The 25,771-nt window shown below is 62.5% G+C and carries 22 protein-coding genes and 2 tRNA genes; 11 read left to right on the forward strand and 13 right to left on the reverse strand.

What is annotated here, in order from left to right:
* Window positions 1–95 precede the first annotated feature (95 nt).
* From dapC to AC1RNN_RS05650, 6 genes are all read left to right on the forward strand, one after another.
* Window positions 96–1,310 carry a succinyldiaminopimelate transaminase gene (gene dapC / locus AC1RNN_RS05625; protein ID WP_493087906.1) on the forward strand — a complete coding sequence of 405 codons (1,215 nt, stop codon included), beginning with the start codon at window positions 96–98 and terminating at the stop codon, window positions 1,308–1,310.
* A gap of 49 nt (window positions 1,311–1,359) precedes the next feature.
* Window positions 1,360–2,184 carry a 2,3,4,5-tetrahydropyridine-2,6-dicarboxylate N-succinyltransferase gene (dapD, locus tag AC1RNN_RS05630; RefSeq protein WP_493087904.1) on the forward strand — a complete coding sequence of 275 codons (825 nt, stop codon included), beginning with the start codon at window positions 1,360–1,362 and terminating at the stop codon, window positions 2,182–2,184.
* 39 nt (window positions 2,185–2,223) lie between these two features.
* Entirely contained in the window at window positions 2,224–3,393 is a 1,170-nt protein-coding gene (locus AC1RNN_RS05635; RefSeq protein WP_493087902.1) for a PilT/PilU family type 4a pilus ATPase, read from the forward strand.
* Window positions 3,393–4,583 carry a succinyl-diaminopimelate desuccinylase gene (gene dapE, locus AC1RNN_RS05640; protein ID WP_493087900.1) on the forward strand — a complete coding sequence of 397 codons (1,191 nt, stop codon included), beginning with the start codon at window positions 3,393–3,395 and terminating at the stop codon, window positions 4,581–4,583. The genes AC1RNN_RS05635 and dapE overlap by 1 nt, the downstream gene beginning before the upstream one ends.
* Window positions 4,580–5,470 (forward strand): 50S ribosomal protein L3 N(5)-glutamine methyltransferase, encoded by an 891-nt coding sequence (prmB, locus tag AC1RNN_RS05645; protein ID WP_493087898.1) that lies wholly within the window; start codon window positions 4,580–4,582, stop codon window positions 5,468–5,470. The genes dapE and prmB overlap by 4 nt, the downstream gene beginning before the upstream one ends.
* A gap of 368 nt (window positions 5,471–5,838) precedes the next feature.
* Window positions 5,839–7,779 carry an ABC-F family ATP-binding cassette domain-containing protein gene (locus AC1RNN_RS05650; protein WP_493087897.1) on the forward strand — a complete coding sequence of 647 codons (1,941 nt, stop codon included), beginning with the start codon at window positions 5,839–5,841 and terminating at the stop codon, window positions 7,777–7,779.
* A gap of 119 nt (window positions 7,780–7,898) precedes the next feature.
* On the opposite strand, the gene AC1RNN_RS05655 is transcribed toward AC1RNN_RS05650, so the two are convergent.
* From AC1RNN_RS05655 to AC1RNN_RS05685, 7 genes are all read right to left on the reverse strand, one after another.
* A tRNA-Lys gene (locus AC1RNN_RS05655) sits at window positions 7,899–7,974 on the reverse strand.
* A 6-nt stretch (window positions 7,975–7,980) separates the two neighbouring features.
* Window positions 7,981–8,056 (reverse strand) — tRNA-Lys (locus AC1RNN_RS05660).
* 89 nt (window positions 8,057–8,145) lie between these two features.
* Window positions 8,146–8,916, reverse strand: a complete 771-nt coding sequence (locus AC1RNN_RS05665; protein ID WP_493087895.1) for a tRNA threonylcarbamoyladenosine dehydratase — start codon at window positions 8,914–8,916, stop codon at window positions 8,146–8,148.
* Between the two features lie 21 nt (window positions 8,917–8,937).
* Window positions 8,938–9,732, reverse strand: coding sequence for a tol-pal system protein YbgF (gene ybgF / locus AC1RNN_RS05670; protein ID WP_493087893.1), 795 nt, complete (start codon window positions 9,730–9,732; stop codon window positions 8,938–8,940).
* A gap of 3 nt (window positions 9,733–9,735) precedes the next feature.
* On the reverse strand, window positions 9,736–10,278 hold the full coding sequence (pal, locus tag AC1RNN_RS05675; RefSeq protein ID WP_493087891.1) for a peptidoglycan-associated lipoprotein Pal: 543 nt from the start codon (window positions 10,276–10,278) through the stop codon (window positions 9,736–9,738).
* Between the two features lie 38 nt (window positions 10,279–10,316).
* Window positions 10,317–11,582, reverse strand: a complete 1,266-nt coding sequence (tolB, locus tag AC1RNN_RS05680) for a Tol-Pal system beta propeller repeat protein TolB (protein ID WP_493087889.1) — start codon at window positions 11,580–11,582, stop codon at window positions 10,317–10,319.
* A gap of 7 nt (window positions 11,583–11,589) precedes the next feature.
* Window positions 11,590–12,444, reverse strand: a complete 855-nt coding sequence (locus AC1RNN_RS05685; RefSeq protein ID WP_493087888.1) for a glycosyltransferase family 2 protein — start codon at window positions 12,442–12,444, stop codon at window positions 11,590–11,592.
* 107 nt (window positions 12,445–12,551) lie between these two features.
* Between AC1RNN_RS05685 and AC1RNN_RS05690 the strand changes: the two genes are divergently transcribed.
* The 5 genes from AC1RNN_RS05690 to AC1RNN_RS05710 are packed head-to-tail and all read left to right on the forward strand — an operon-like array spanning window position 12,552 to window position 17,421.
* Complete coding sequence (locus AC1RNN_RS05690) at window positions 12,552–13,346, forward strand: glycosyltransferase family 2 protein (protein ID WP_493087886.1); 795 nt, start codon at window positions 12,552–12,554, stop codon at window positions 13,344–13,346.
* Window positions 13,339–15,072, forward strand: coding sequence for a lipid A export permease/ATP-binding protein MsbA (msbA, locus tag AC1RNN_RS05695; RefSeq protein WP_493087884.1), 1,734 nt, complete (start codon window positions 13,339–13,341; stop codon window positions 15,070–15,072). The genes AC1RNN_RS05690 and msbA overlap by 8 nt, the downstream gene beginning before the upstream one ends.
* Entirely contained in the window at window positions 15,069–15,785 is a 717-nt protein-coding gene (locus AC1RNN_RS05700; protein ID WP_493087883.1) for a polysaccharide deacetylase family protein, read from the forward strand. The genes msbA and AC1RNN_RS05700 overlap by 4 nt, the downstream gene beginning before the upstream one ends.
* Entirely contained in the window at window positions 15,782–16,669 is an 888-nt protein-coding gene (locus AC1RNN_RS05705; RefSeq protein ID WP_493087881.1) for a DUF6492 family protein, read from the forward strand. Before AC1RNN_RS05700 ends, AC1RNN_RS05705 begins: the two co-directional genes overlap by 4 nt.
* Window positions 16,666–17,421, forward strand: a complete 756-nt coding sequence (locus tag AC1RNN_RS05710; RefSeq protein WP_493087879.1) for a hypothetical protein — start codon at window positions 16,666–16,668, stop codon at window positions 17,419–17,421. Before AC1RNN_RS05705 ends, AC1RNN_RS05710 begins: the two co-directional genes overlap by 4 nt.
* Here the strand turns inward: AC1RNN_RS05710 and AC1RNN_RS05715 are convergent.
* From AC1RNN_RS05715 to rlmH, 6 genes are read right to left on the reverse strand one after another with little or no spacing between them, the layout of a single operon-like run.
* Window positions 17,398–18,876, reverse strand: coding sequence for an O-antigen ligase family protein (locus AC1RNN_RS05715; RefSeq protein WP_493087877.1), 1,479 nt, complete (start codon window positions 18,874–18,876; stop codon window positions 17,398–17,400). The genes AC1RNN_RS05710 and AC1RNN_RS05715 overlap by 24 nt on opposite strands.
* 7 nt (window positions 18,877–18,883) lie before the next feature.
* Complete coding sequence (locus tag AC1RNN_RS05720; RefSeq protein ID WP_493087875.1) at window positions 18,884–20,788, reverse strand: acyltransferase family protein; 1,905 nt, start codon at window positions 20,786–20,788, stop codon at window positions 18,884–18,886.
* On the reverse strand, window positions 20,785–23,226 hold the full coding sequence (locus AC1RNN_RS05725) for a glycosyltransferase family 4 protein (RefSeq protein ID WP_493087873.1): 2,442 nt from the start codon (window positions 23,224–23,226) through the stop codon (window positions 20,785–20,787). Before AC1RNN_RS05725 ends, AC1RNN_RS05720 begins: the two co-directional genes overlap by 4 nt.
* An 8-nt stretch (window positions 23,227–23,234) precedes the next feature.
* A complete protein-coding gene (gene rng, locus AC1RNN_RS05730; protein WP_493087871.1) occupies window positions 23,235–24,710 on the reverse strand; it encodes a ribonuclease G in 1,476 nt (491 codons plus the stop codon).
* Window positions 24,692–25,306 carry a Maf family protein gene (locus tag AC1RNN_RS05735; RefSeq protein ID WP_493087869.1) on the reverse strand — a complete coding sequence of 205 codons (615 nt, stop codon included), beginning with the start codon at window positions 25,304–25,306 and terminating at the stop codon, window positions 24,692–24,694. The genes rng and AC1RNN_RS05735 overlap by 19 nt, the downstream gene beginning before the upstream one ends.
* The gene (gene rlmH, locus AC1RNN_RS05740; protein ID WP_493087867.1) at window positions 25,303–25,770 is read right to left on the reverse strand and encodes a 23S rRNA (pseudouridine(1915)-N(3))-methyltransferase RlmH; all 468 of its coding nucleotides are present in this window, start codon (window positions 25,768–25,770) and stop codon (window positions 25,303–25,305) included. The genes AC1RNN_RS05735 and rlmH overlap by 4 nt, the downstream gene beginning before the upstream one ends.
* Window position 25,771: the final 1 nt, after the last annotated feature.

The following is a 25,771-nucleotide window of genomic DNA, read 5'->3' on the forward strand; positions in this document are numbered from 1 at the left end:
CGATGATACTGTGTAGCCAAGCCGGCCCACACGCTTGCCGGGCAGACAAACGTTACAGCCTGAAAACCACGGGCCACGGGGGATAATGACGCCCCATGAATCCGAATTTGTCTCGCCTGCAGGCCTACCCCTTTGAACGCCTGCGCCAGCTCTTCTCCAGCGTCACGCCCAACCCCGCCTACCGCCCCATCAGTCTGGGGATTGGCGAGCCCCGCCACCCCACGCCCGATCTGATCAAGGACGCCTACTGCGACGCCATCCGCAGCGCCGATGGCGGCCTGTCGGTCTACCCAGCCACGGCGGGTGACCCCAAGCTGCGCGCATCCATGGCGCGCTGGGTGGAACGCCGCTACGGCCTGCAACTAGATGCCGCCACGCAAATCCTGCCCATCAACGGCTCGCGCGAGGCCCTGTTTGCCTTTGCCCAGACCGTCATCAATCCCAAAAAAGCCGATGCGCGCGGGCCCGTCCAAGTGGTGTGTCCCAACCCGTTCTACCAAATCTACGAAGGTGCAGCCCTGCTCAGCGGCGCCCAGCCCTACTTCGTGCCCTCGGTGCCCGAACGCAACTTTGCGCAGGACTGGGACAGCGTGCCGGCCGAAGTCTGGGCGCGTACCCAACTGCTCTATGTCTGCTCGCCGGGCAACCCGGCCGGCGCGGTGATGCCGCTGTCCGAATGGGAAAAGCTGTTTGCGCTGAGCGACCAGTACGGGTTTGTGATTGCCTCCGACGAGTGCTACAGCGAGATCTACTTCCGCGACGAGCCGCCGCTGGGCGGGCTGGAAGCCGCCGCCAAGCTGGGCCGCACAGACTTCAAGAACCTGGTGATCTTCACCAGCCTGTCCAAGCGCAGCAATGTGCCGGGCATGCGCAGCGGTTTTTGCGCCGGCGACGCCACGCTGGTCAAGCAGTTCCTGCTCTACCGCACCTATCACGGCAGCGCCATGAGCATGGTGGTGCAGACCGCCAGTGCCGCCGCCTGGGACGACGAGGCCCACGTGGTGGAAAACCGCGCGCAGTACCGCGCCAAGTTCGCCCAGGTCACGCCCATGCTGGCCGAGGTGCTGGACGTAGCCCTGCCCGATGCCGGCTTCTACCTGTGGGCCAAGGTCCAGGGCAGCGACACCGACTTCGCGCGCGATTTGCTGGCTCAATACAATGTCACCGTGCTGCCCGGCAGCTACCTAGCCCGCGAGGCCCATGGCAGCAACCCCGGTGCAGGCCGCATCCGCATGGCCCTGGTGGCCGAAGCTGCGGAATGCGTGGAGGCCGCGCAGCGCATCGTCCAGTTTGTCCAGTCCCGGCGCTGATCCGGGCTGATTTCTTGTTTACCCACTCCTGTTCTTTTCAAGACACTTTATGAGCCAACAACTGCAATCCGTGATCGAAGCCGCGTGGGAAGACCGCGCTAACATCTCCGTGGCCTCCGCCCCTGCCGAAGTGCGCGACGCCGTGGAGCATGTGCTGAACGAACTGGACGCCGGCCGCCTGCGCGTGGCGACCCGCGAGGCCGTGGGCCAGTGGACCACCCACCAGTGGATCAAGAAGGCCGTGTTGCTGAGCTTCCGCCTGAAGGACAACGCCATCGTGCAGTCCGGCGACCTGGGCTTCTACGACAAGGTGGGCACCAAGTTCTCCGGTATGTCCGAAGCCGACCTCAAGGCTAGCGGCGTGCGCGTGGTGCCTCCCGCCGTGGCACGCCGTGGCAGTTTCCAGGGCAAGGGCGTGATCCTGATGCCTTCGTACTGCAACATCGGCTCTTATGTGGACGAAGGCACCATGGTCGATACTTGGGCCACCGTGGGCTCCTGCGCGCAGATCGGCAAGCATGTGCACCTGTCCGGCGGCGTGGGCATTGGCGGCGTGCTCGAACCCATGCAGGCTGGGCCCACCATCATTGAAGACAACTGCTTCATCGGCGCCCGCTCCGAAATCGTCGAAGGCGTGATCGTGGAGGAAAACTCCGTGATCTCCATGGGCGTGTACATCGGTCAAAGCACCCCCATTTACGACCGCGCCACCGACACCGTGAGCTACGGCCGCGTGCCTGCCGGCTCCGTGGTGATCAGCGGCAGCCTGCCCAAGAACGACGGCAAGTACAGCCTGTACGCCGCCATCATCGTCAAGCGTGTGGACGCGCAAACGCGTTCCAAGACTTCGCTCAACGACCTGCTGCGCGACTAAGCACGCCCCAACCCTAGCCCCTGTTCTGAGAGGTACGCCATGGCCACTACCACGCCCCAACCATCGGGAACGATGGAGCGCATTCTTCGCCTCATGGGCGAGAAGAAGGCGTCTGACGTGTACTTGTCCGCGCACGCCCCTGCGCTGATCAAGATCAATGGCCAGTGCGTACCCATCAACAGCCAGATGCTGCCGGCGGACGCCCCCAAGAACCTGCTGGCCGAGGTGCTGTCGCCTGAGCAGATGGCGCTGCTGGAAGCCGAAGGTGAGCTCAATGTAGGCTTTCCCATGGCGGGTGTGGGGCGTTTCCGCGTCAGCGCCATGCGCCAGCGCGGCAGCATTGCTGCGGTGATCCGCTACATCGCGGTGGATATTCCCACACTGGCCAACCTGCAGCTGCCGCCCGTGCTGGGCGACCTGATCATGGAAAAGCGCGGCCTGCTGCTGATGGTGGGGGCCACTGGTGCAGGCAAGAGCACCACGCTGGCGTCCATGATGGACTTCCGCAACGAGAACGTGTCGGGCCACATTCTGACCATTGAAGACCCCGTAGAGTTCTTGTTCAAGAACAAGAAATCCATCGTCAACCAGCGCGAAATTGGCACCGATACACAGAACCTGCAGACCGCGCTGAAAAACGCGCTGCGCCAGGCGCCGGATGTGATTTTGATTGGTGAAATTCGCGACCGCGAAACCATGTCTGCGGCGATTGCCTACGCCCAGTCGGGCCACCTGTGCCTGGCCACTATGCACGCCAACAACAGCTACCAGGCGCTGAACCGCATCCTGAGCTTCTACCCCGTGGAAGTGCGCCCCACCATGCTGGGCGACCTGGCGGCTGCCCTGCGTGCCGTGGTATCGCAGCGCCTGCTGCGCACCACCGCCGGCATGCGCACCCCGGCCGCCGAAGTGCTGCTCAACACCAAGCTGATTGCGGAGCTGATCGAGAAAGGCGACTTCTCGGGCGTTCGCGAAGCGATGGAGAAGTCCATGGCCGAGGGCTCACAGACCTTCGAGCACGACATCGCCCGCCTCATCGTGGATGGCATCGTGGATCGCAAGGAGGGCCTGGCCCACGCCGACTCCCCCACCAACCTGCTGTGGCGCCTGCAGAACGACTTCACCAAGGGCGCCAGCAAGCCCAGCGCCGCCGTGGAGGAGGAAGAAGAAGCCTCCTTCACCGAAATTACCCTGGATGTGAAGCACTAATGACCAAGACCCTGCAGCTCACGGAACAGCTGCTTTCCATGGCGTCCGTCACGCCCAACGATGGTGGCTGCCAAGCCCTGATTGCTCAACGATTGGCCCCATTGGGCTTTGTCTGCGAAACCATCGAAAGCGGCCCGGACGACTTCCGGGTCACCAATTTGTGGGCAAAACGGACTGCAGCCCCCGTGGATAGTGCGCAAACAGCTAGCAAATCCATAGCAGCCAAAACACTGGTGTTTGCCGGCCACACCGACGTGGTGCCCACCGGCCCGCTGGAGCAATGGGACAGCGCGCCCTTTGTGCCGACGCACCGCGACGGCAAGCTGTTTGCGCGCGGCGCCAGCGACATGAAGACCTCGCTGGCCGCGTTCGTGGTGGCTATCGAGGAGTTTTTGGCTAACAACCCCAACCCGCAACTCAACATCGCCCTGCTGCTGACCAGCGACGAAGAAGGCCCCGCCAATGACGGCACGGTCATCGTATGCAACACCCTGAAGGCACGCGGTGAGGTGATGGACTACTGCATCGTGGGCGAACCCACTTCGGTGGAACGCACCGGCGACATGATCAAGAACGGCCGCCGCGGCACCATGAGCGGCAAGCTCACGGTCAAGGGCGTACAGGGCCATATTGCCTACCCGCACCTGGCCAAGAACCCCATCCACCTGGTCGCGCCCGCACTGGCCGAGCTGGTGGGTGTGGAGTGGGACCGCGGCAATGACTTCTTTCCGCCCACCACCTGGCAAATCAGCAATATCCACGGCGGTACCGGCGCAAGCAATGTGATCCCGGGCCATGTGGTGATCGATTTCAACTTCCGCTTCTCCACCGAGTCCACCCCCGATTCGCTGCAGAAGCGCCTGGCCAGCGTGCTGGAAAAGCACGAGCTGGAGTACGACCTGGCCTGGACCGTGGGCGGCCTGCCCTTTCTCACCACACCCGGCACACTGGTGGACGCGGTGCGCGAGGCCATCCGCTCAGAGACCGGCATCGAGACCGAGTTGTCCACCACCGGTGGCACCAGCGACGGGCGCTTCATCGCCCAGGTTTGTCCCCAAGTCATCGAGATGGGCCCGCCCAACGCCACCATCCACAAGATCAACGAGTTTGTGGCCGTGGCCGACATTGAGCCCCTGAAGAACATCTACCGCCAAGTGCTGGTCAACCTGAACCGTCAGGCGCTGGCATGACCCTGGCCGAACTGGTGGCCCAGGCCACCCAGCAGCTTACCGACGCCAAGGTCTCCTTTGGCCATGGCACCACCAATGCGCACGACGAGGCCGCCTGGCTGGTGTTGCACGCGCTGGGCCTGCCGCTGGACACCCCCCTGGACGCCGATGCTGAAGAGTCAAATCAGCCTGTAGCCCCCGAGGAATATGCGCGAGCAGCTACGCTTTTAGGAGCGCGTATCAGCATGCGCAAGCCGGCGGCCTATTTGACGAACGAGGCTTGGCTGCAGGGTGTGTCCTTCTATGTGGACGAGCGCGTCATCGTGCCGCGTTCGCTGATTGCCGAGCTGCTGGTGGACGGCGGCATTGATTACTGGCTGAAGGAAAGCACGCACCGCGTGCTGGACCTGTGCACCGGCAACGGTAGCCTGGGCATTCTGGCGGCCATGGTCTATCCCGATGTGACAGTGACCGGCGCCGACATTTCCACCGATGCGCTGGCTGTGGCCCGCATCAATGTGGACAAGCACAGCCTGCAGGACCGTGTGCAACTGGTGGAGTCGGACGGACTGAACGCCCTGCCCGGCCCGTTTGACCTGATCCTGTGCAACCCGCCCTATGTGAACGCGCAGAGCATGGCCGCCCTACCCGCCGAGTACCTTGCCGAGCCGTTTATTGCGCTGGATGGCAACCAGTCTGGTGGCAGTGGCGACGGCATGGATTTCATCCGCACGCTGCTGAAGCAGGCGCCGGCGGTGATGGCGGACGACGCGGTGTTGGTGCTGGAGATTGGTAATGAGCGGCCTTTCTTTGAAGCTGCGTTTCCGGATCTGGAAGTGGTGTGGCTGGAAACCAGCGCTGGAGAAGACCAGGTGTTGTTGGTGACCAAGGAGGCTTTGCTGCTTTAGCGCCTCTTGGGTTGGGCTTCGGTGCTGAGCCCGCAACAGGCCAGGAGCAGGGAACTCCGGTCGTGTCCCCCGGCCTTCGGCCTCCTCCTTTACCTCACTGCGTTCCCCGCCCCTACCCTGCTGCTGCGAATCGGTCTTCTGTAACGCAAAAGAGTGTGTCACTGGGGATGGTGGATGGGGTGTCCGGTCGCAGGCGCTGTTCGCGGTTGCCACAGAGCGACCTGACCAACCAAGGCATTAACGAAATAACAGAAGCGAACCGACCGTGTTCGCCCGCGAGATGCGCCGGAGAACGGATACCCCGTCCGCCAGCCCTCGCCAACCCCCAGGCCCAAAACGCCTGAATGAAAAATAGCTGAGTCAAAAGAATGATTACCCTGAAAAACGTCACCCTGCGCCGCAGCGCCAAGGTGCTCCTCGAAGGTGCTTCCGTCACCCTCAATCCCGGCGAAAAAGTCGGTTTGGTGGGGCGCAATGGCGCCGGCAAGTCCTCGCTGTTTGCGCTGCTCAACGGCAACCTGCATGAGGACGCGGGCGAGTACTACATCCCCGCCCAATGGCGCATGGGCCAGGTAGCCCAGGACATGCCGGAGACCGAGATGGGGGCCACGGCCTTTGTGGTCGAGGGCGACACCGTGCTGGCGGCCGCGCGCGCCGAAGTGGCCGCGGCTGAAGCCACCGATGACTATGACCGCATGGCCCACGCCTACACCGCCCTGCACGACGCGGGCGAGTACGACGCGCCGGCACGCGCACAGGCGCTGATCCTGGGCCTGGGTTTCAAGACCACCGAGCTGGACAAGCCCGTCAACAGCTTCTCCGGCGGTTGGCGCATGCGCCTGCAGCTCGCGCGCGCCCTGATGTGCCCCAGCGACTTGCTGCTGCTTGATGAACCGACCAACCACTTGGACTTGGACGCCCTGGTCTGGCTGGAGGCCTGGCTCAAGAAATACGAAGGCACCATGGTCGTCATCAGCCATGACCGCGAGTTTCTGGATGCCGTGACCAATGTGACCCTGCACATCGACATGGGGCGCCTGGTGCGCTACGGCGGCAACTACAGCAAGTTCGAGGACATGCGCGCGGAGCAGATGGAGCTGCAGCAAACGGCCTACGCCAAGCAACAAGACAAGATCGCACATCTGCAGAAATTCATCGCGCGCTTCAAGGCCAAGGCCAGCAAGGCCAAACAGGCTCAGAGCCGCGTCAAGGCGCTGGACCGCATGGAGAAGATTGCTCCGCTGATGGCCGAGGCAGAGTTCACTTTCGAATTCAAGGAGCCCGCCAACTTACCCAACCCCATGCTCTCCATGCAGGGTGTGAGCTTCGGCTATCCGCCGCCGGAAGAGGCCCCCAAGGGAACGCCGCCCACGACCATCGTGCACAACGTCAGCAAATCGGTGCTGGCCGGGCAACGCATCGGCATTCTGGGTGCCAACGGTCAGGGTAAATCGACACTGGTGAAAACCGTGGCGCGCGACTTGGCGCCGCTGGGCGGCGAAGTCACCGAAGGCAAGGGGCTAAACATCGGCTACTTTGCGCAGCAGGAACTGGACGTACTGCGGCCTGATGAGTCGCCGCTGGAGCACATGATCCGCCTGGTGCGCGAGATGACCGCGGCCGGCAAGATCACGGGCCAGCAGACGCGCGAGCAGGATCTGCGCAGCTTCCTGGGGACCTTCAACTTCAGCGGCGACATGGTCAAACAGGCCGTGGGCAGCATGAGCGGTGGCGAGAAGGCCCGCCTGGTGCTGTGCATGATCGTCTGGCAGCGCCCCAACCTGCTGCTGCTGGATGAGCCGACCAACCACTTGGATCTGGCCACGCGCGAGGCCCTGGCCATGGCGCTCAATGAGTTTGAAGGCACCGTCATGTTGGTGAGCCATGACCGTGCGCTGCTGCGTTCCGTCTGCGACGAGTTCTGGATGGTGTCACGCGGCGGTGTGGAGCCCTTTGACGGTGACTTGGACGACTACCAACGCTACCTGCTCGACGAAGCCAAACGCCAACGCGAACTGGCCAAGGAAGAGGCAAAAGCCGATGCAGTCAAACCGGCTGCCGTCCCTGTGGCACCCGCCAAGACTGGCCCCACGCCCGAAGCACTGCGCAAGTGGAAAAAGGAACTGGCCCAAGTGGAAGAGCGCATGGCCACACTCAACACCGAAGGTGCGGAGCTGGAGGCCAAGCTCTCTACCAACCCGCATCCCTCCATCATCGCTGAAACCGGTAAACGCCTCAAGATGGTGAACGCCGAGCTGCAAACGCTGGAAGAGCAGTGGCTGAGTTTGACGACACAGATAGAAGGCTGAGGCAGCAGGGAAAGGGCTTAGGCCCTTTTCTTTTGTCCTCTTAGCTGTTTTTTTCCCAGCTACCGACAAGAAAAAAGCCCCCGGTCTTACGACAGGGGGCTTTTTGATCCACTGATAAGTGGTGGGAACTCAGGGATTCGAACCCTGGACCTACGGATTAAGAGTCCGCTGCTCTACCAACTGAGCTAAATTCCCAAAAACTGGTGGGACCAGCGGGGGTCGAACCCACGACAAACGGATTAAAAGTCCGCTGCTCTACCAACTGAGCTATGGTCCCGACGAAAATCCGCTGAAACCGCAGCTTGCTGCTAATTTCTTTTGCGTCTCCCGCTAAGCCTCAAATTATAGCGTGGTTTTTCAGACTGTTTACGTTCGCCGCGATAATTTATCCATGATCCATCCTGCAGCACACATTCCGAAGGTGGCCGTCACGCTGACCAGCGATCCATAGCCATGGCAGTTGAGGCTTCCATCACCCTCGATGGCGCAGGAAGCATCAGGCCCGGCAACCGCCTCTCGGCTGAAAACGCAGGTCACATGCATGGTCTTGCCCTGTTTGGGCGCGCCGTGTTCACGGCGCAGTCGATAGCGCAACTGGGCGAGCAGTGGATCGTGTGTGGTCTGGCTCAGATCCGCAATATCCACCGCATGGGCCAAGCGTTTGCCGCCAGCGGCTCCCACGCTGATAAAGGGTGTTTTGGTTTTGATGGCCCAGGCCGCCATGGCGGTCTTGGCGCGCACTTGGTCGCAGGCGTCTATCACGGCGTCTACACCCTCGCCCACCAACTCCAACCAGTTGTCTGCATCCGCAAAGGTATCCAGGCAGCGCACCTCGCAGGCTTGGTTGATCAGGGCGATGCGCTCGCGCATGGCCTCTATCTTGGCCATGCCCAAAGTGGAAGACAGGGCATGCAACTGGCGATTGATGTTCGACTCGGAAACGTGGTCCATATCGACCAGCGTGAGGCGGCCAATACCGCTGCGTGCCAAAGCTTCAGCGGCCCAAGAGCCCACGCCGCCTATGCCCACCACCATGACGTGAGACTGACGCACACTCGCGGCGGGCTCCACGCCAAACAGGCGGTTCATGCCAGAGAAACGCCGATCCAGGTCGGCAGATGCGACGGACTCTGTCATTGGGGGTGCGGAAATGGCGCCTTACTTCAGGCGCGCCAGACGTTCCTTAGCCACAGCCGCAGCTTCGTTGCCGGGGTATTTGGCTACCAGTTCTTCCAGGGTTTTCTTCGCGGCCTTGGAATCCTTCATTTCTTGCTGGCAATTGGCGATTGCCAGCAAGGCTTCTGGCACGCGCATATGGTCGCCGCCCTGCTGCACCAGAGTACGGAAGTTGGCCTGAGCCTCCTTGTAATCCTTGGTAGCGTACTGCGCATTACCCAGCCAGAACAGGGCCGAGGGCCGGTAGCCGCTGGCGCTGTAGCGATTGAGGAAGTCCACAAACGCACTTTGCGCCGGCGCAAAGTCACCACGACGGAACACCGCCAATGCGGATTCAAAGTCGCGCTTCTCATTGGGGTCGGCAGCAAACTCACGGCCGTCATAGGTCACACGAATGGGTTCAAGCTTGCGCAGGCGATCATCGAGCAACTGGACGCTATCCTTCTGCTTGCGTTGCAGCTCGGCAACGTCGCGCGCGAGCTGCTCGTCCTGGCCACGCAGCTTGGCGATCTCGGTGCGATTGGCTTCAAGCTGGTTTTGCAGATCGGCAATCACACGACGCAACTGGGCTGATTCGTCACTCGCGCGGCGGGTTTCGTCGGCGAGTTTTTGCTCCGATTCCTGCTTGAGCTGGTCGATCCGCTGGCGCAGGTCGAGGATGGCGCGGCGCGCCTCCTCGTCGTCAAACAAGCCCGCATGCGCAGCACCGACGCACAGCGGCAGGGCCAATGCGAGCAGCCCCTTGCGGAATCCGGACCAAACCGTGCGAGCTGCCATGGCCTAGCGGTAGCTGATTTCGGTACGACGGTTCTTGGCCATCGCGTCTTCGGAGCTGCCTTGCACAGCAGGCTTTTCCTTGCCAAAGCTCACGGCTTCGAGCTGGCTGTCGGCCACACCTTGCAGCAGCAGGGCCTTGCGCACGGCTTCAGCACGCTTCTGGCCAAGAGCCAGGTTGTATTCGCGGCCACCGCGCTCGTCGGTGTTGCCTTCCAGCGTGACCTTGCGGCCCTTGTTCGCATTGAGGTACTTGGCGTGGGCTTCGATCACAGGCTGGAATTCCGAGCGGATCACAAAGCTGTCGTAATCAAAGTACACAACGCGGGTCGTGGATTTGAGGAAAGCCGCTTCACGTTCAGCATCAGACAGGTTCACAGTTTTTACCTGCGATTCGGATACACCAGTACCACCTGCATTGGCAGTAGCCGTAGTGCCGACCGTGGTACCCGTGCGGTCTTCGACCTTGGCTTTGTCGTCCAGCTTGACGGAAGAGCCGCAAGCACTGAGAACCAATGCGACGGCCATGGACAAAACGATACGCTTCATACTTCAAACTCCTTGATTGCTAATAGATTGCAGTTGCATTACTTCTGAAACGGGCCCCAATCGGGTTCCCGAATGTCTCCACCTTGGCCTGCCAAGCGGGCCTTGATTCTTCCGTCCAGTGTGCTGGTCATGAGCGCTTCGCGCCCTTGTTGCAGGGTGGCGTAAATAATGAGCTTGCCATTGGGCGAAAAACTCGGATTTTCATCAGCCGAGGTATCGGTAATCGGGTTGGCGGTGCCCGTGGCAATATCCATCACATGCAGCTTGAAGGCGCCATTGACGCGCGACACATAGGCCAGCCACTTGCCATCAGGGCTCAAGGTGGGCGAAATGTTGTAGGTACCAGAGAAGGTTACGCGCTCGGGATTACCGCCGGAGACTGGAATTCTATAGATCTGCGGAGAGCCCCCGCGGTCACTGACGAAATAGATGGACTTGCCATCCGCCGTGAACACAGGCTCGGTGTCGATGGCACTGGACTGGGCCAGGCGGCGCGGCTCGCCCCCATTGGAGTCCATGAGGTAGAGCTGTGAGCCACCGTCGCGGCTCAACGTCAATGCCAGCGTACGGCCATCGGGAGACCATGCAGGAGCACTATTGGACCCCTTGAAGTTGGCAACCAGGCGGCGCTTGCCGGTGGACACATCGTGCACATAGACCACGGGCTTGCGCGACTCGAACGAAACGTAGGCGAGCTGGTTGCCATTCGGCGCCCAAGAGGGCGAAATAACGGGCTCGGGGCTATTGAGAGCGCTTTGGGCATTTTCACCATCGGAATCGGCGACCCAGAGGCTGTAGTTGTTCCCATTCTTCGTGACATACGCCACGCGTGTGGAGAACACGCCCTTGTCGCCTGTCAGCTTTTCATAGACAAAGTCGGCAATGCGGTGGGCGGCAAGACGCAAGTCGGCGGCCACAACGGCGTGGCTCTGGCCACCCAGATCCTGGCTGCGCACCACATCCCAGAGACGAAAGCGTACGTCATAACGACCATCCGCAAGGCGTGTGACGCTGCCGATCACCAGTGCATCAGCACTCTTCTGGCGCCAGCCCGACATGTCGGGGCGGGACACTTCGTCCCAGACGCCGGGCAGCGTGTCCGTGCTACGGAACTGGCCACTGCGCTCCAGATCGGCCATGACGATGGAGGCCAACTTTTGCGGGGCACCCTCTTCGCCGCGGAAGGTGGGAATGGCCACCGGGACCTGGGTCATGCCAATACCGGAAACCTCAACACGGAACTGCGCCGTAACCTGCAAACTCAGCGTACAGGCAGCAATAGCGAGCAACAATTTTTTGATCATTCGGCGATTATCCCCAACTGCGCAGCACCACATCGGGCGCGCTTTTGCTTTCTTGGTAACCAATGGTAGAGCGGACTTGGCCGCTTTTTTGCCGCTGCCGCACGGTGTCAGCATTGACGCCTTCGCGCATGCGGCTGGCCTCGGGATGCCAGAGGTGGTAGACCTCGGTGGCACAGAAACCGTTTTTGCGCACCAGGCCCGCATTGTGCAGACGCAGCACAAAATCGGCATCCTCATGGCCCCAGCCGACAAAGGTTTCATCGAAACCATTGACAGCCTCGTAGTCCTTGCGCCAGAGCGCCATATTGCAGCTGCGTATGCCCTTCCAGACAAAGCGCGGCTGCCGGCGCCGGCGCCAGTCGGGCAGGCGCACCAGACCCGTTAATTTGCTGGCTTCACCTGCCAGACGGCGGCGCAGCCAGAAGCCGGCGGAGTGACCAGCGATGGGCAGTTGGCCTGCAATGGCGCGCTGGGTAAAGGTCGCGTTCAGCAACACACGGCTACCATTAACAAAGCAGCCCGGCTGGGCCAGCTGGCGATGGCGGGCGATGAAGTCCACCTCGGGCACGCAGTCGCCGTCCATGAGAATCAGATACGCCCCCTTGGCGGCAATGACGCCGAGGTTGCGCACCTGGGACACGGTAAAGCCCACATCGGGGTGCCAGACATGGGTGACGCGCAGGCCGCTGGCACTGGCCGCCAGTTCAATGGCCTGTCTGTGAGACTCGGTGGAGCCGTCGTCGGCAATGACGACCTCAAAGTTCCGGTCCGTCTGCTGGGTAAGCCCGCGCAGCACCAGCGCGAGCGCGTCGCTGCGGTTATAGGTGGTGATGACCACCGATATCAGGTCGGAAGAAGGCATTTTGGAATAGACTAGGCCGCTCACGCGGAGGGTGTTGGAGCACCTGGAACTGGCAGTAGACGTTGCGCTACGCAAAAAGTTCACAACACCAATCAATGTTATCACCCATGCCCTTGATTTCTGTCTACATCATCGCCTACAACGAAGCGGAGAAAGTCCGCGCCGCTATCGAGAGCGTGCGCTGGGCCGACGAGATTGTGGTGGTGGACTCCTGGAGCACGGACGGCACCGCTGAGCTAGCCACACAACTGGGGGCACGCGTGGTGCAGGTCGAATTCAAGGGCTTTGGCGATCTGCGTAACCAGGCCATTGCTGCCTGTACGCATCCCTGGATTTTCAGCCTGGACGCCGATGAGCGCTGCACACCCGAGGCTGCGACCGAGATCCGCGCGCTGACGCAGAGCCCGGATGCGCTGGACGCATACCACACGCCGCGGCGCAACTTCTTTATGGGCCGCTGGATCAAGCACTCCGGCTGGTACCCCAACTACCGCCAGCCGCAGCTGTTTCGCAAGAATGCCATGCACTACGACCAGAAGCCGGTGCACGAGGGCTACGTTCTCACATCGGACAAACCATTGGGTCATATGCAGCAGGCGATCTGGCAGTTCCCGTTCAAGAACATGGCCGAGGTCATGCACAAGGCCAATCGTTATTCCTCACTCGGCGCGGAAAAGATCAAACACAAGCGCATCACCATGCTATCGGCCTTGCTACACGCCAAGTGGGCGTTCTGGAAACACTACCTCTTCAAACTCGGTTTTCTCGACGGCTGGGCCGGCTTTGTGATTGCCGTGGGCAACTTTGAGGGCACCTTCTACCGCTATGTGAAAGCGCTGGAGCTTCAAAAGGGGGAGGCATGGCGCTCCCCAGCCCAGCCCACGCTGTCCCGGCATGACTAAAGCGGACCGCACGCTCTACCTGCGGCTGCTGGGCTTTCTGCGCCCCTACTGGAGGGCCTTTTCGATCGCCGTGCTTTGCATGGTCTGCACGGCTGCGACTGAACCGGTGTTTCCGGCCATCATGAAGCACCTGCTCGACAGCGGCTTTCGCGCCACCGAGGCGCGCATGGTCTGGCTGATCCCCGCCAGCATCGTACTGCTGTTTCTGGCGCGCGGTGTGCTGTCCTTTGTCACCAACTACCTCATGACCTGGGTCTCCACGCGCCTAGTGGTGGACCTGCGCCGTGCCATGTTCGACAAGCTGGTGGGCGCGCCTACCCAGGTCTTCCACACCCAGCCCGCCTCGCAATGGATTGCGCGCCTGCTCTACGACGTGGACAACATCAACCAGGCCGCCACCAATGTGCTGGTCACCGCAGTACGCGAGTCGCTGACCGCCGTGGCGCTGCTGTCCTATCTGCTCTACCTGGACTGGAAGTTGACGCTGATCACGCTGACCGTAGGGCCGTTGATTGCAGCGTTGATCCAGAGCTTTGGCAAACGCATCCGCAAGGCCAGCAAGGCCAGTCTGGAGTCGCTGCGCGCCGTGGCTCACACCGTGGAAGAGACCACGGCGGCCAACAAAGTCATCAAGATCTATGGCGGCCAAGCGCAGCAGCAGGCGCGCTTTCATGCCGTCACCGAGAGTTTCCGCCGCAGCATGATGAAGGAGGCTGTGCCTGCCTCGGCGGTGACGCCCATCACACACATGACTGCCTCGATGGCGATTGCTTTCATCATCTATATGGCGCTGAGTCGCTCCATGGGCCAGGCCAGTGACACGGCCGGCGGCTTTGTCTCCTTTATCACCGCCATGCTGCTGCTGATCTCGCCGATCAAGCAGCTCACCACCATCAGCCCGATTCTGCAGCGCGGCTTGGCCGCCTGCGAGAGTGTCTTTGGCGTACTGGACGCGCCCGTGGAGGCCGATGCTGGGCAGGCACGGCTTGTTGGTTGCCGCGGCGAGATCCGTTTCGAAAAGGTCTCGTTCCGCTATCCCGGCAAGGACAGGCTGGCTTTGGACCGAGTCGACTTGCAGATTCAGCCTGGACAGACCGTGGCGCTGGTCGGTGCCTCGGGCGGGGGCAAAAGTACCCTGGCGGCGCTGATTCCGCGCTTCTACGTACCCGACGCCGGCCACATCACGATAGACGGCACCGACATCCAGGCGCTAACCCTGACCAGCCTGCGTGAACAGATCGCGCTGGTGAGTCAGGACATCGTGCTGCTCAACAACAGCATTCGCGCCAATATCGCTTTTGGTCAATCGCGCGTTGCCGACGAGGCCCGAATCAAAGAGGCTGCCGTGGCCGCCCATGCCTGGGAGTTCATTGAACAACTGCCGCAGGGCCTCGATACCCTGACTGGTGAGAACGGTGCGGCCCTCTCAGGCGGCCAGCGCCAACGCATTGCGATTGCGCGTGCGCTGCTCAAGGATGCGCCTATCCTCATCTTGGACGAAGCCACCTCGGCACTGGACACCGAGTCCGAGCGCGTGGTGCAGGAGGCCCTGGCCACGCTGATGCACAACCGCACCACCCTGGTCATCGCCCATCGCTTGAGCACCATAGAACGTGCCGACCTCATCGTGGTGCTGGACCAGGGGCGCATTGTCGAGTCTGGTGACCACGCCAGCCTGCTCCAGCGCAACGGCTACTACGCCAACCTACAGAGGTTGCAGACATGAAGATACCGATACTGATGTACCACCAGATCGACGAGCCGCCCCCGCGCGGCACGGCGCTACGCGGCCTCATCGTGGCGCCCTCCTCCTTCGCCTGGCAGATGCGCATGCTGCGTCTTCTAGGCTACCAGGGCCTGTCGATACGCGACCTAGAGCCCTACCTCAAAGGGGGGAAAAAAGGGAAAGTGGTCGGTATCACTTTCGACGATGGCTACCAGAACAATCTGATCCACGCCCTGCCCGCCTTGCAAGCCAATGGCTTCACCGCCACCTGCTACGGTGTGAGTAGCATGGTGGGTGGTACCAATGCTTGGGACGCCGGCAAGGTGGCGCAGAAGCCCCTGATGACGCAGGAGGACTGGCGCACCTGGCATGGTGCCGGCATGGATGTGGGCTCCCACACCCAAACCCATGCCAACCTCAAGGAACTGCCCGATAAGGAAGCGCAGCAGCAGATTCTCCAGTCCAAAGCTGAGCTGGAACAGCTGCTGGGCGATGAAGTTCGGCACTTCTGCTACCCCTATGGCTGGTTCCAGGCCCAGCACGAGGAGATGGTGCGCGCGGCCGGCTATGTCACAGCCGCCAGCACGCGCCGTGGCCGCGTCCAAGCCGGCGACAACCCCTATGCGCTGAACCGCATCATGGTGGCACGCGCCACCAACCCTTTGCAGTTTTTCATGAAGGTGGCCACGGCCTACGAGGATAAGCGGACATGAGCCCGCTGGCCCTGTATTGTAAAAGCTACCGCACCGATCTGCGCCGCGTCGTTCGCCTCATGGCGTCGATCGCACGCTTCAATACAAGCCACATCCCCGTCTATATCTCCGTGCCCGAGGCAGACTTGGCGTTGTTCCGCGAACACCTGAGCGCTACCCCGGCACAGTTGCTCAGCGACGAGAGCATTCTGCAGGCCTCGCCACGTATAGACGCTGCACAGGTCGCACGCATGCACGGTGCCGTGGCCCAGCAGGTCGTGAAGTCGGAGTTCTGGCGCCTGGGGCTGTCGCAGGCCTATGTCTGCCTGGACTCGGACGCGGTCTTCATCCGCCCGTTTGACGCTCAGGATTTTCTGGCACCCGACGGCCACCCCTACACCGTACTCGACGAAGCCCACGACCTGCTCGAAGGCGCGCTGCAGCATGGGCGTAGCCGCATCGTCGACGCCTTTATCCGCGAGGCCGCCCAAGTTCAGCAAAAGTTCGCTCGCCAGGGACGGCGCTACAGCTTCGGCCCCTTCCCCTTGGTCTGGCACCGTGCCGTCTGGGAATCATTAGACCAACGCTATCTGCAGCCGCGCGGCATGAGCTTCGCCGATGCGATCTCCGAGGCTCCCATCGAGTCGCGCTGGTATGGCGAGGCGCTGCTAGCCTACCAGGCCATCCCGCTGCACCCCTGCCAGGCATTGTTCAAGGTCTACCACTATGCCTGGCAGCTTGACCAGGAGACGCGCCAGGGCATCACCCAAGCCCAGCTCGCGCCGCTGTACTGCGGCGTGATCTACCAGTCGGCCTGGGAACGCGAACTGGACTGGCCCATGGAGGGCGGCAGCCTGCTCTCGCGCCTGGGCCGGCGACTGCGCCGCAAGCTGGGGCGCATATGAGCCATACCCACATCCCGATCCTGCTGACCTCCAGCGTGATCGCCCATGACAGAGGCGTGCGTCTGCAGGACCCTGGCGAGCGCGAACGGCTGGCACTGGAGTCCATCCAGGCCTGGCGCCGCATCGCGCCGCACAATCCACTGGTGCTTTGTGATGGTTCAGGCTTCGATTTCCAGGCCCATGTGGCCGCCCTGCCCGGTAGCGGCCCGGTGGAGTGCCTGCATTTCCAGAACGATGTGCAACGCGTCCAGCAACAAGGCCGCGGCTATGGTGAAGGCGAGATCGTTCGCCACGCGATAGAACACTCGAAACTGATCCAGGCCGCCGGCTGCTTTGCCAAATGCACCTCCAAACTCTGGGTGCAGAACTTTGCCAGCTGCACGCAGCCATGGAACGGGCAACTGCTCATGAAAGCAGTGTTCAACAACGTGTTCTCGCTGCGCAAGCCCGCCACATTGGCCTATATCGACACCCGCTTCTACGTCATGGATGTCAGCACCTATCGCCAGCACTTTCTGCACGCCCACGAGGCGATACGTGCCAACGATGGCTATGGCCTGGAGGAAAGCTTTCGTGACATTTTTCTGGAGAAGCAGCTGCAAGGCTGCCTCATGAGCCCGCCGCCCGTCATCTGCGGCGTGGGTGGCGGCACCGGGGTGTACTACCGGAATAGCTGGCTGCGCCAGTACAAGGAAAAGTGGCGCTACCAGCGCGCCAAGCGCAACCCGCTATTCAGACATTGGTTTGCCTGAGCGCAGCAACAGGCACAGGGTCAGTAGGAACAAGGCCTGCATCTCCAAGTAGTGCTCCTGGTAGACGGCATCCACCATGCCGCGCAACAGCCAGAAGAGGGACAGCAGCAGCAGCGCCATGCCGACAGGCCAGTTCTGCTCCTGCTTGAGTGCGCTCCAGCCCGCCTTGGCAAAGTACAGCAGCAGCCAGGCATAGAGGAACGCACCCGCCCAGCCCAGCGCCAGAATGAGGTTGATCCAAGCATTGTGGGCATGGGAGAAGTTCATGGCCGGGACATGGCCGCAGAGCTGCTCCATGCGGTACTGGTAGGCGTCACGCCCTCCATTCCAGCCCCAGGGATGGCTGGCACTGAGTTCAGCGCCTACACGGGCCAGCAGCACACGGCCACCATCACCACGCAGTCCATCGATGAGGGACTCGATATACGCATCGTCCTTGTCGGCATGCTTTTGGCGCACGAATTCGGAGGTGGCAGGGGTGAAGCCTTCGCACAGCAGGCCTTTAGGCTGCTCCACCTGAAAGCCAATCGCCACCTTGTTCCCCATGGCATACCAAGCTGGATTGTGTGCAACCACCTGGTAGAAGAACACTAGGCATAGCGCGGTGACGCCCAAGCCGCCCACCACGGCACCGCGCCCCAGCCGCAGCGGCGTGCGCTGGACACGCACCCACACCATGTAGACCGCACAGGCCAGCGCAACCATCAGCAAGCCGAAATAGGCAGCGGCACGTGACTGTGCAATCACCACGCTGACAAAGCACAGGGCCACCAAGCCCCCCGCCTTGATTGCCATGCGGCGATCGGCCTGGTGCCAGGCCGCAAACATCACCGCCAGGCCCAGGCACATGGCTTGCGAAGCCGGGTATCCCAAATTGCCGTGCATGGGCTCTATACCTCGGAAGGCCAAGGGAAAGACTTGAAAAGGACTCTGCAACAAGGGGAGGTCACGCAACACGGCAAGCACGGACTCTCCCGCCGCTTGTAGCGAAGGCTCTTCGTAGAACGCCGGCTGCAGCACCCCGGCCCAAGCCAACACCGTCAGACCCAGATGGATGAATACCGGCACCGCGCTGACCAGGGCCAGCACCCACAACGTGAGACGTCGGGGCGCCAGAATCAGCAATGCCCCCCAGGCCAGCAGCCAGGTCAGAATCGATTCGCCCCACATGCCCTTTCCCAGCAGATTGGACCAGGCGCCAGCGCGCTCGGGGGCTATCAAGGGGAATAGCAACAGATAGGCGCACCAGAGCCAGACCGGCAGGGGCACGGCAGCGGCCAGCCCGGACATGCGCGCCCTGTCCGTGCGCCAGTTCAACGCCAGATAGCCCACCAGCAAGAGCAGCAAGCCCAGGTGCAGCAGATTGCGCAAGGCAATCGTACCCGAGACGGACAGCACACCGGCAAAGCCCAGCAGCAGGGCGAGGTAGAGCGCCTGAAATCGGTTCAAGGTCATGGGGTTCTCAGTGTTTGGCAGCCCCCAGGCTCTCGCTCAGCTTGAGCGAACCGGCCTGGGAGAGATGATTCTCGTCTTTGAAAATGCTGTGCCCCTCTTGCAGGATGGGGCACAAGCCATCGCGACATAGCTGGGTGTTCGGGTCCACCACATGGACCTGGGGCCAACGCGCCAGCACACGCGCCGCGCTGCTGCGCACGGGCTCGGACTTGGCATCGTCGCTCGCCTTGTCGATGACGCAGGAGAATGGTGGCTTGCGCCCCAGCGGCAGCGCCCCCAGGCACAGGCGCGGGTCAAAGCCCGGCTCCACCACAGGCAGGAAGTAATACACCTGCTTGCCGGCCGCCTGCAGCAAGGCCAGTGTGACGTCCAGTTTCGCTTCGAAATCTTCGCGCTGCTGGACCGACGATGGCACCGCCAGATAGCGGCCACGGAACACCAGCGCCACAGCGCGCACCCGCGCATCTGCCGCAATGTCCCGCAGCGTGGCTTCCATATGGCGCTCGCACTCCGAGCCCGCGGCGCCCGGCGGCGCCGCCATGACCGGCACACAGGCCCCCTTGCCGCGTACAGCCAGGTTCAGGCCTTGGGTATCGAACGCCTGCGCCAGGCCCCAGAAGGAATGGACCGCATGGCTATCACCCAGCACCACCGCGCTGACCGCTTGACCCGGGTGGGCCTGCAGGCAGACTTCGCGCTCCGGGAATTTGAAGGGCTTATCGCATGTGGCCTCGGTGATCAGCCCCTGCTTCTCAAAGTCCAGAAAATCCTGGCTCGCATTCTGGTCCAGCTGGATCAGGTTCTTATGGCGTATGCGCTCCAGGCCATGGCGATCATAGATATTCTTGCCCAACAGGCCCAGGATGGCCATGGCCAGCACCAGCAGGCCAATCACCCAGCGGCGCGGGAGCCGGCGCAGGGGCAGCTCCCAGAGTCGGTAGGTCAGCGCCGCCAGCAGCAGGCTGGCCAGCACCAATGCCAGACGCACACCCACGGAGGTCTGGCCGCTGTCGATGATGTAGGCAAAGCTCAGCAGCGGCCAGTGCCAGAGGTACCAGGGGTAGCTCACCTTGCCCAACGCCACCATGGCGGGATGGCTGAGCAGGCGCCCGCTCAAGTCGGCCGAGGATGGCACGCCGATCAACACCACCGCCGCCAGCACCGGCAGCAAAGCCAGCAGGCCGGGGAACGGCCATTGGGCACTAAGCAGCACGGTGGCCAGCAGCAAGCCGACCACGGCAAGGCCGCGCACCCTGGGGGGCAGCGCCTGCAGCCACGGCGGCGCCTGCAAAGCCAGCCAGGCGCCGGCCAGCAGCTCCCAGGCCCGGCTCAACGGCGAGTAGAAGGCTTGGGAACGGTCGCTCCAGACCCACCAGACCGAAAGCAGCAGCGACACCATAGCCAACGCCGCGACCCAGCGCACGGCATGGCGGCGACCACCCAGGATCAGCCACAACAGTGGCGGCCAGACGATGTAGAACTGCTCCTCGATGGCCAGCGACCACAGATGCAGCAAGGGCTTGGCTTCCGATGCCTTGTCGAAGTAGCCCGCCTCCCACCAAAGGCCAATGTTCGATAGAAAGGCCGCCCCCAGGCCCAGATGCTTGCCCAGCTGCATGTACTCCTGGGCCAGCAAGGTGTGCCAGCCCGCCACCAGACAGGCCAGCAGCACCAGTACCAACGCGGGAAATATGCGCAGAATGCGGCGCGCATAAAACGAGGCTAGGTTCCAGCGGCCGTTCTGCATTTCCTGCTGCAGGATGCTGGTGATCAGATAGCCCGAGATCACAAAAAAGACATCGACACCGATGAAGCCGCCAGGGAACCACTCCGGGAACGCATGGAAGGCCACCACGGTGAGAATGGCCACGGCCCGCAGACCATCAATATCGGAACGGTAGGCAATGCTCAAGAACCGGCTCCTGCCATCAACTGGGTGACCGCAGCCTCGGTCGTATAGGGGCTAGACAGACTGTTGTCCGACAGTCCGGCCCCGCTCCAGCGCGCCACAAGCTGCTCCAGCGCCACGCCCAAGGCCGGCAAGGCATTCCCAGCGCCAGTTTCCACCACGCTATGCCCCTGTCCCCGCAACAACTCCGCCATCTGCGCATTCCCATGCACCGTCGCCAGAATCGGACGCTGCATCCAGAGGTATTCATAGAGCTTGGAGGGGATGTACTCGGCGCAGATCGGTTCGGTGCCGTGCAGCAGCAGTAGCACGTCGACGCTGCGCATGCGGTGCAGGATCTGCTCGCGGCCAGACAGACCGGTGACCGGGTCGGCTTCGATGCGGCCCAGGTGGCGCACCAGATCGCGGACCGGTGATTGGGCGATGGCGGCCTGGGAGACCGCGTCCAGCGGGCCGCCTGTGAGTTGCAGTTCGAGCTGGTCGCGCAGTTCTGGGCGCTGAGCGACCAAGATCTCCAGCGCGCTGATGATGGGCGTGAGATTGCGCGTGCTGGACAAGGAGCCAAAATGGCCTATGACCATCTTAGGGCCCGGCACATAGGGCGGCAACACCTTGAAGGGCGCGTCTATGCCCGGCAGCATCATCTTGCCTCGGTCCCCCAATTGCGGATGACGGCGACGGGCGCTGGCCAGTGCTTGCTCTGTAAACCAGATGGCCACATCGGCGTCGCTGCAGATCTGGCGCTCCACCTCGGCCTGCATGAGCTCCTGTGCGCTATGGGAGGTACTGCCCGGCATCACCAGTGGGTCATGCACCTCGGCCAGCCATCGCACGCCCAGAATCTTCTTGAGGGCACGCCCCGCCACATGGGCCGCAAATGCGCCGCCCGTGGAATAGATGAGGTCAAACTTGCGCTCCCGCGCCAGCGCGCGACCCTTGATGTAGGCACTAAGCCACCAAGACCAGGAACTCTCCACGGGCCGCAGCAGCTTCTCGACAAATATGAAGGGCAGCAAGGGCAGCGAGAGCAGCACCATCACCAGCCGATAGAGCGCGGGATGGCCCAAGCGCTTGCGCAGCACATGGCGCAGCTCAAAGCGGATACCGGCCGGCCCCGCAGGCCAGAGCTGGTGGTGTTCGTAGTGTGTGTCGTGCTGGCCCGAGACTCCACTCAGTACCACGACCTCGATGCCGGCCGCCTCCAGGTGCGGCAATTTGTCGGTAATCGTCTGGCTGGCGGCACGGCCATCCATATTGAAGGCGTGGGACAGAATCAGCCAACGCTGCCGGGGGCGTTTGGCGATGCTTTGGTACAGGGCCTCGTAAGCCAGAGCGGCGCGCGCCCAGGAGTGGGCTTGGGCAAAGGCCAAGGCCTGGGTGGACAGGGCTGCGGCCAGCCCACCATCGGCGAGCAGGCGCTGCAAAGTCGCCACCAGGGGCGCGACCTCGGCCGGGTTCTGCAGCAGCAAGGCATTCTCGCCTTCGCGCAGGTCCTGGGCAATGCCGCTGTAGGGCGCGTCGCTGACCACCACCGGCAGACCGTGCGCCATCGCCTCCAGCACCACCATGCCATAGGCGTCTTCCAGGGTGGGGTGAACCAACGCGTCGGCGGCCCGGTAGACCGGGCCCATGTCGCGCTGGCTGCCGAGAAAATGCACGCGCGCCGCCAGGCCCAGGCGCTCGGTCAGCTTGCGCATGGCAGGCTCGGTCTCGGCATTGCCGACCACGGCCAGGTGGGGTTGCGTGCTCAGTGCGGCCAAGGCCTGCAGCAGCGTGGGCAGGCCTTTTTTCACAAAGTCGTTGCCGACAAACAGCAGCAGCACGGCGTCTTCGGGCAGGCCCAGCTGGGCACGCGCCTGCTCGCGCGCTGCCGCCGAGGCACGGCCCGGCACCGCGTCCACGCCCGGCGTCACCACCTCCAGCATGGGCGCCGAGGCCGGATAGGCCGCCTGCAGCACCGCCTTGAGCGAAGACGAAGCACAGACCACGCGCTTTTTCAGGGCCCAGGCGTAGCGACGCTTTTCCAGCCACAGATAGGCCAGGAGACGCGGACTCGTCAGTACCTTGAGCCATCGCAGCGCCAGCGCCCCACCCTGCTTACCCGCAAATAGGGTGTGCTTGACAGGCAAGACATGCACAGTCTGCACCTGACCGTGCCAGCTGATTTCATGCGAATGCACTACATCAAAGCCGTTGCGCGTGGCGCGCCAGGTCTTCCAGGCGAAGTAGAGCTGGTTGATCCAGCGCGGCCGCTGCAGCGGCATGGGCACGGCGTGGTAATGCACGCCGGGGAAGTCATGTGCGATCGTCTGGGCAAAGACGTGGACCTCGTGATGGTCCGCCGCGAGCTGTTCCACCAAGGCCACGGAATAGCGCTCGGCCCCGCCCCCCGTGGTGGAGAAATTGCGGCTCAGGACGGCAATACGCAAACGCTCGGTCACAACACCCCTCACAACAGCACGATGTCGTACTGTTCCTGCGCCATCGCGGCCTCGCTTTGCAACGACACCGGCTTGCCGATGAACTCCGAGAGGCCTGCCAAGTGCTGGCTTTCCTCGTCCAGAAACAGCTCAATCACCTTGGGCGAGGCCACCACGCGGAACTCGCGCGGGTTGAACTGGCGCGCCTCGCGCAGGATCTCGCGCAGGATGTCATAGGCCACGCTGCGCGGCGTCTTCACAATGCCCTTGCCTTCGCAAATGGGACAGGACTCGCACAGCATATGGGCCAGGGACTCACGCGTGCGCTTGCGCGTCATCTCCACCAGGCCCAGCTGCGAGAAGCCGCCAGCCATGGTCTTGACGCGATCGCGCGCAAGCTGCTTTCGGAACTCGCCCAACACTGCCTCGCGGTGATCTTCACGCGCCATGTCGATGAAGTCCACGATGATGATGCCGCCCAGATTACGCAGGCGCAGTTGGCGCGCAATCGCCTGTGCCGCCTCCAGATTGGTCTTGAAGATGGTGTCGTCGAAACTGCGTGCACCGACAAAGCCACCCGTGTTCACGTCCACCGTGGTCAGCGCCTCCGTCTGGTCCACAATGAGGTAGCCGCCCGACTTGAGCTCCACGCGCCGCCCAAGGGCCTTGGCCACTTCCTCGTCAATGGAGAACAGATCAAAGATGGGGCGCTCGCCCTTGTAGTGCTGCAGCTTCTCGGCCGCTGCGGGCATGAACTCCGAACCAAAGGCCTTGAGCGCCTCGAACTGCTCGCGCGAGTCCACGCGTATGGTCTGCGTGCCCTCCCCCACCAGATCCCGCAGCACGCGCTGCAGCAGGCTCAGGTCCTGGTGTAGAAGACTCTGGACCGGCAGACGAACGGACGCATCCTTGATGCGCGCCCAAGCCTTGCGCAGATAACCAATGTCCTCAGCCAGCTCGGTATCCGAAGCGTCCTCGGCATTGGTACGCAGGATAAAGCCACCGCCCTGCTTACCCGCCAGGGCCTGCATGCGGCTGCGTAGCTCGTCACGCTGGGCTGTGGGAATTTTTTGCGACACACCGATATGGTCGTCCTGGGGCAGAAACACCAGCAGGCGCCCTGCAATGCTGATCTGAGTGGACAAGCGCGCGCCCTTGGTGCCAATGGGGTCCTTGATGACTTGCACCATGAGCGATTGGCCCTCGAATACCTGCTTCTCGATCGGCACTTGCGGCTGGTTGGCGCGCGACTCGCTCAGGGACTCACCCGGTGCCGGCGGGTGCCAGACATCGGCCACATGCAAAAACGCTGCACGCTCCAGACCAATATCGATGAAAGCCGACTGCATACCCGGCAACACACGCGCCACCTTGCCCAGGTAAACATTGCCCACCAGCCCGCGCTCCAGCGTGCGCTCTACATGCAGCTCCTGCAAGGCGCCGTGCTCGACGATGGCCACGCGCGTCTCCTGCGGTGACCAGTTGATCAGAATGTCTTGTTGCATGGGAAACCCAGCTCGCGCAGCGCCTGCGCGGTCTCAAACAAAGGGAGGCCCATGATGCCAGAGTACGAGCCCTCAATGCGTGCAATAAATGCGGCCGCCCTACCCTGCACGCCATAGGCACCTGCCTTGCCCATGGGCTCGCCGCTGGCCACATAGCCGGCAATGTCTGCATCGCTCAATTCGGCGAACACCACCCGCGATTCGCACAAACGCTGCAACGTCTTGTCGCCCCATCCGATGGCAATCGCTGTGAACACCCGGTGCGTCTGCCCGGACAGGGCTCGCAGCATGCGCTTGGCATCTTCCGCGTCCTCCGGTTTGCCCAGGATCTGCGCTCCCAATGCCACCGTCGTATCAGCACAAAGAACAGGAAGATTTTGGCCACCAGCCCTTGTCAATCGTGCGCGAGAAGCTATCAATTTAAGAGCAGTCACACGCTGCACATAGACCTCGGGCGCTTCGCCGAGCAAGACCACTTCCAGGCTTTCCGCATCTTCGTCGGGCGTGGGCAGCAGCAGCTCATGCGCCACACCAATCTGCCCCAGCAGCTCACGGCGGCGTGGGCTTTGGGATGCCAGGTAAATGAAATCAGTCATTCGCGGTGGTAAGGGTGATTGGCATTGACAGACCAGGCGCGGTAGAGCTGCTCAATCAGCAGCACGCGCACCATGGCGTGCGGCAGGGTCAGGTCGGACAGGCGGATGCGCTCGTGGGCGGCCTGGCGGAATTCGGGGTCCAGGCCGTCGGGCCCGCCGATGACCAGGGCCACATCGCTGCCGCCCAGCTGCCATTCCTTGAGACGCTCGGCCAGCGCCGTGGTGCGCAGGCTGGTGCCGCGCTCGTCCAGCGCCACGATGCGCGTGCCCTTGGGGATGGCCTCTTCAATGCGCTTGCGTTCAGCCGCGTAGAGCTGCTCCACGGTCTTGGAGCCGCGGGGTTCGGTCTTGATGGCCTTGAGTTCGACCTTGAGCTCGTGGGGAAAACGTTTGGCGTAGTCGTCCCAGGCGGTTTGCGCCCAGTCCGGTACCCGCTGCCCCACAGCGACGATGAGCAGCCGCACG

Source organism: Rhodoferax sp. GW822-FHT02D07, from assembly GCF_058802405.1.

Bases quoted from the DNA above. Each gene is read 5' to 3' on its own strand.
- dapC (WP_493087906.1), top strand. From the start codon at position 96: ATGAATCCGAATTTGTCTCGCCTGCAGGCCTACCCCTTTGAACGCCTG.
- dapD (WP_493087904.1), top strand. From the start codon at position 1,360: ATGAGCCAACAACTGCAATCCGTGATCGAAGCCGCGTGGGAAGACCGC.
- AC1RNN_RS05635 (WP_493087902.1), top strand. From the start codon at position 2,224: ATGGCCACTACCACGCCCCAACCATCGGGAACGATGGAGCGCATTCTT.
- dapE (WP_493087900.1), top strand. From the start codon at position 3,393: ATGACCAAGACCCTGCAGCTCACGGAACAGCTGCTTTCCATGGCGTCC.
- prmB (WP_493087898.1), top strand. From the start codon at position 4,580: ATGACCCTGGCCGAACTGGTGGCCCAGGCCACCCAGCAGCTTACCGAC.
- AC1RNN_RS05650 (WP_493087897.1), top strand. From the start codon at position 5,839: ATGATTACCCTGAAAAACGTCACCCTGCGCCGCAGCGCCAAGGTGCTC.
- AC1RNN_RS05665 (WP_493087895.1), bottom strand. From the start codon at position 8,916: ATGACAGAGTCCGTCGCATCTGCCGACCTGGATCGGCGTTTCTCTGGC.
- ybgF (WP_493087893.1), bottom strand. From the start codon at position 9,732: ATGGCAGCTCGCACGGTTTGGTCCGGATTCCGCAAGGGGCTGCTCGCA.
- pal (WP_493087891.1), bottom strand. From the start codon at position 10,278: ATGAAGCGTATCGTTTTGTCCATGGCCGTCGCATTGGTTCTCAGTGCT.
- tolB (WP_493087889.1), bottom strand. From the start codon at position 11,582: ATGATCAAAAAATTGTTGCTCGCTATTGCTGCCTGTACGCTGAGTTTG.
- AC1RNN_RS05685 (WP_493087888.1), bottom strand. From the start codon at position 12,444: ATGCCTTCTTCCGACCTGATATCGGTGGTCATCACCACCTATAACCGC.
- AC1RNN_RS05690 (WP_493087886.1), top strand. From the start codon at position 12,552: ATGCCCTTGATTTCTGTCTACATCATCGCCTACAACGAAGCGGAGAAA.
- msbA (WP_493087884.1), top strand. From the start codon at position 13,339: ATGACTAAAGCGGACCGCACGCTCTACCTGCGGCTGCTGGGCTTTCTG.
- AC1RNN_RS05700 (WP_493087883.1), top strand. From the start codon at position 15,069: ATGAAGATACCGATACTGATGTACCACCAGATCGACGAGCCGCCCCCG.
- AC1RNN_RS05705 (WP_493087881.1), top strand. From the start codon at position 15,782: ATGAGCCCGCTGGCCCTGTATTGTAAAAGCTACCGCACCGATCTGCGC.
- AC1RNN_RS05710 (WP_493087879.1), top strand. From the start codon at position 16,666: ATGAGCCATACCCACATCCCGATCCTGCTGACCTCCAGCGTGATCGCC.
- AC1RNN_RS05715 (WP_493087877.1), bottom strand. From the start codon at position 18,876: ATGACCTTGAACCGATTTCAGGCGCTCTACCTCGCCCTGCTGCTGGGC.
- rng (WP_493087871.1), bottom strand. From the start codon at position 24,710: ATGCAACAAGACATTCTGATCAACTGGTCACCGCAGGAGACGCGCGTG.
- AC1RNN_RS05735 (WP_493087869.1), bottom strand. From the start codon at position 25,306: ATGACTGATTTCATTTACCTGGCATCCCAAAGCCCACGCCGCCGTGAG.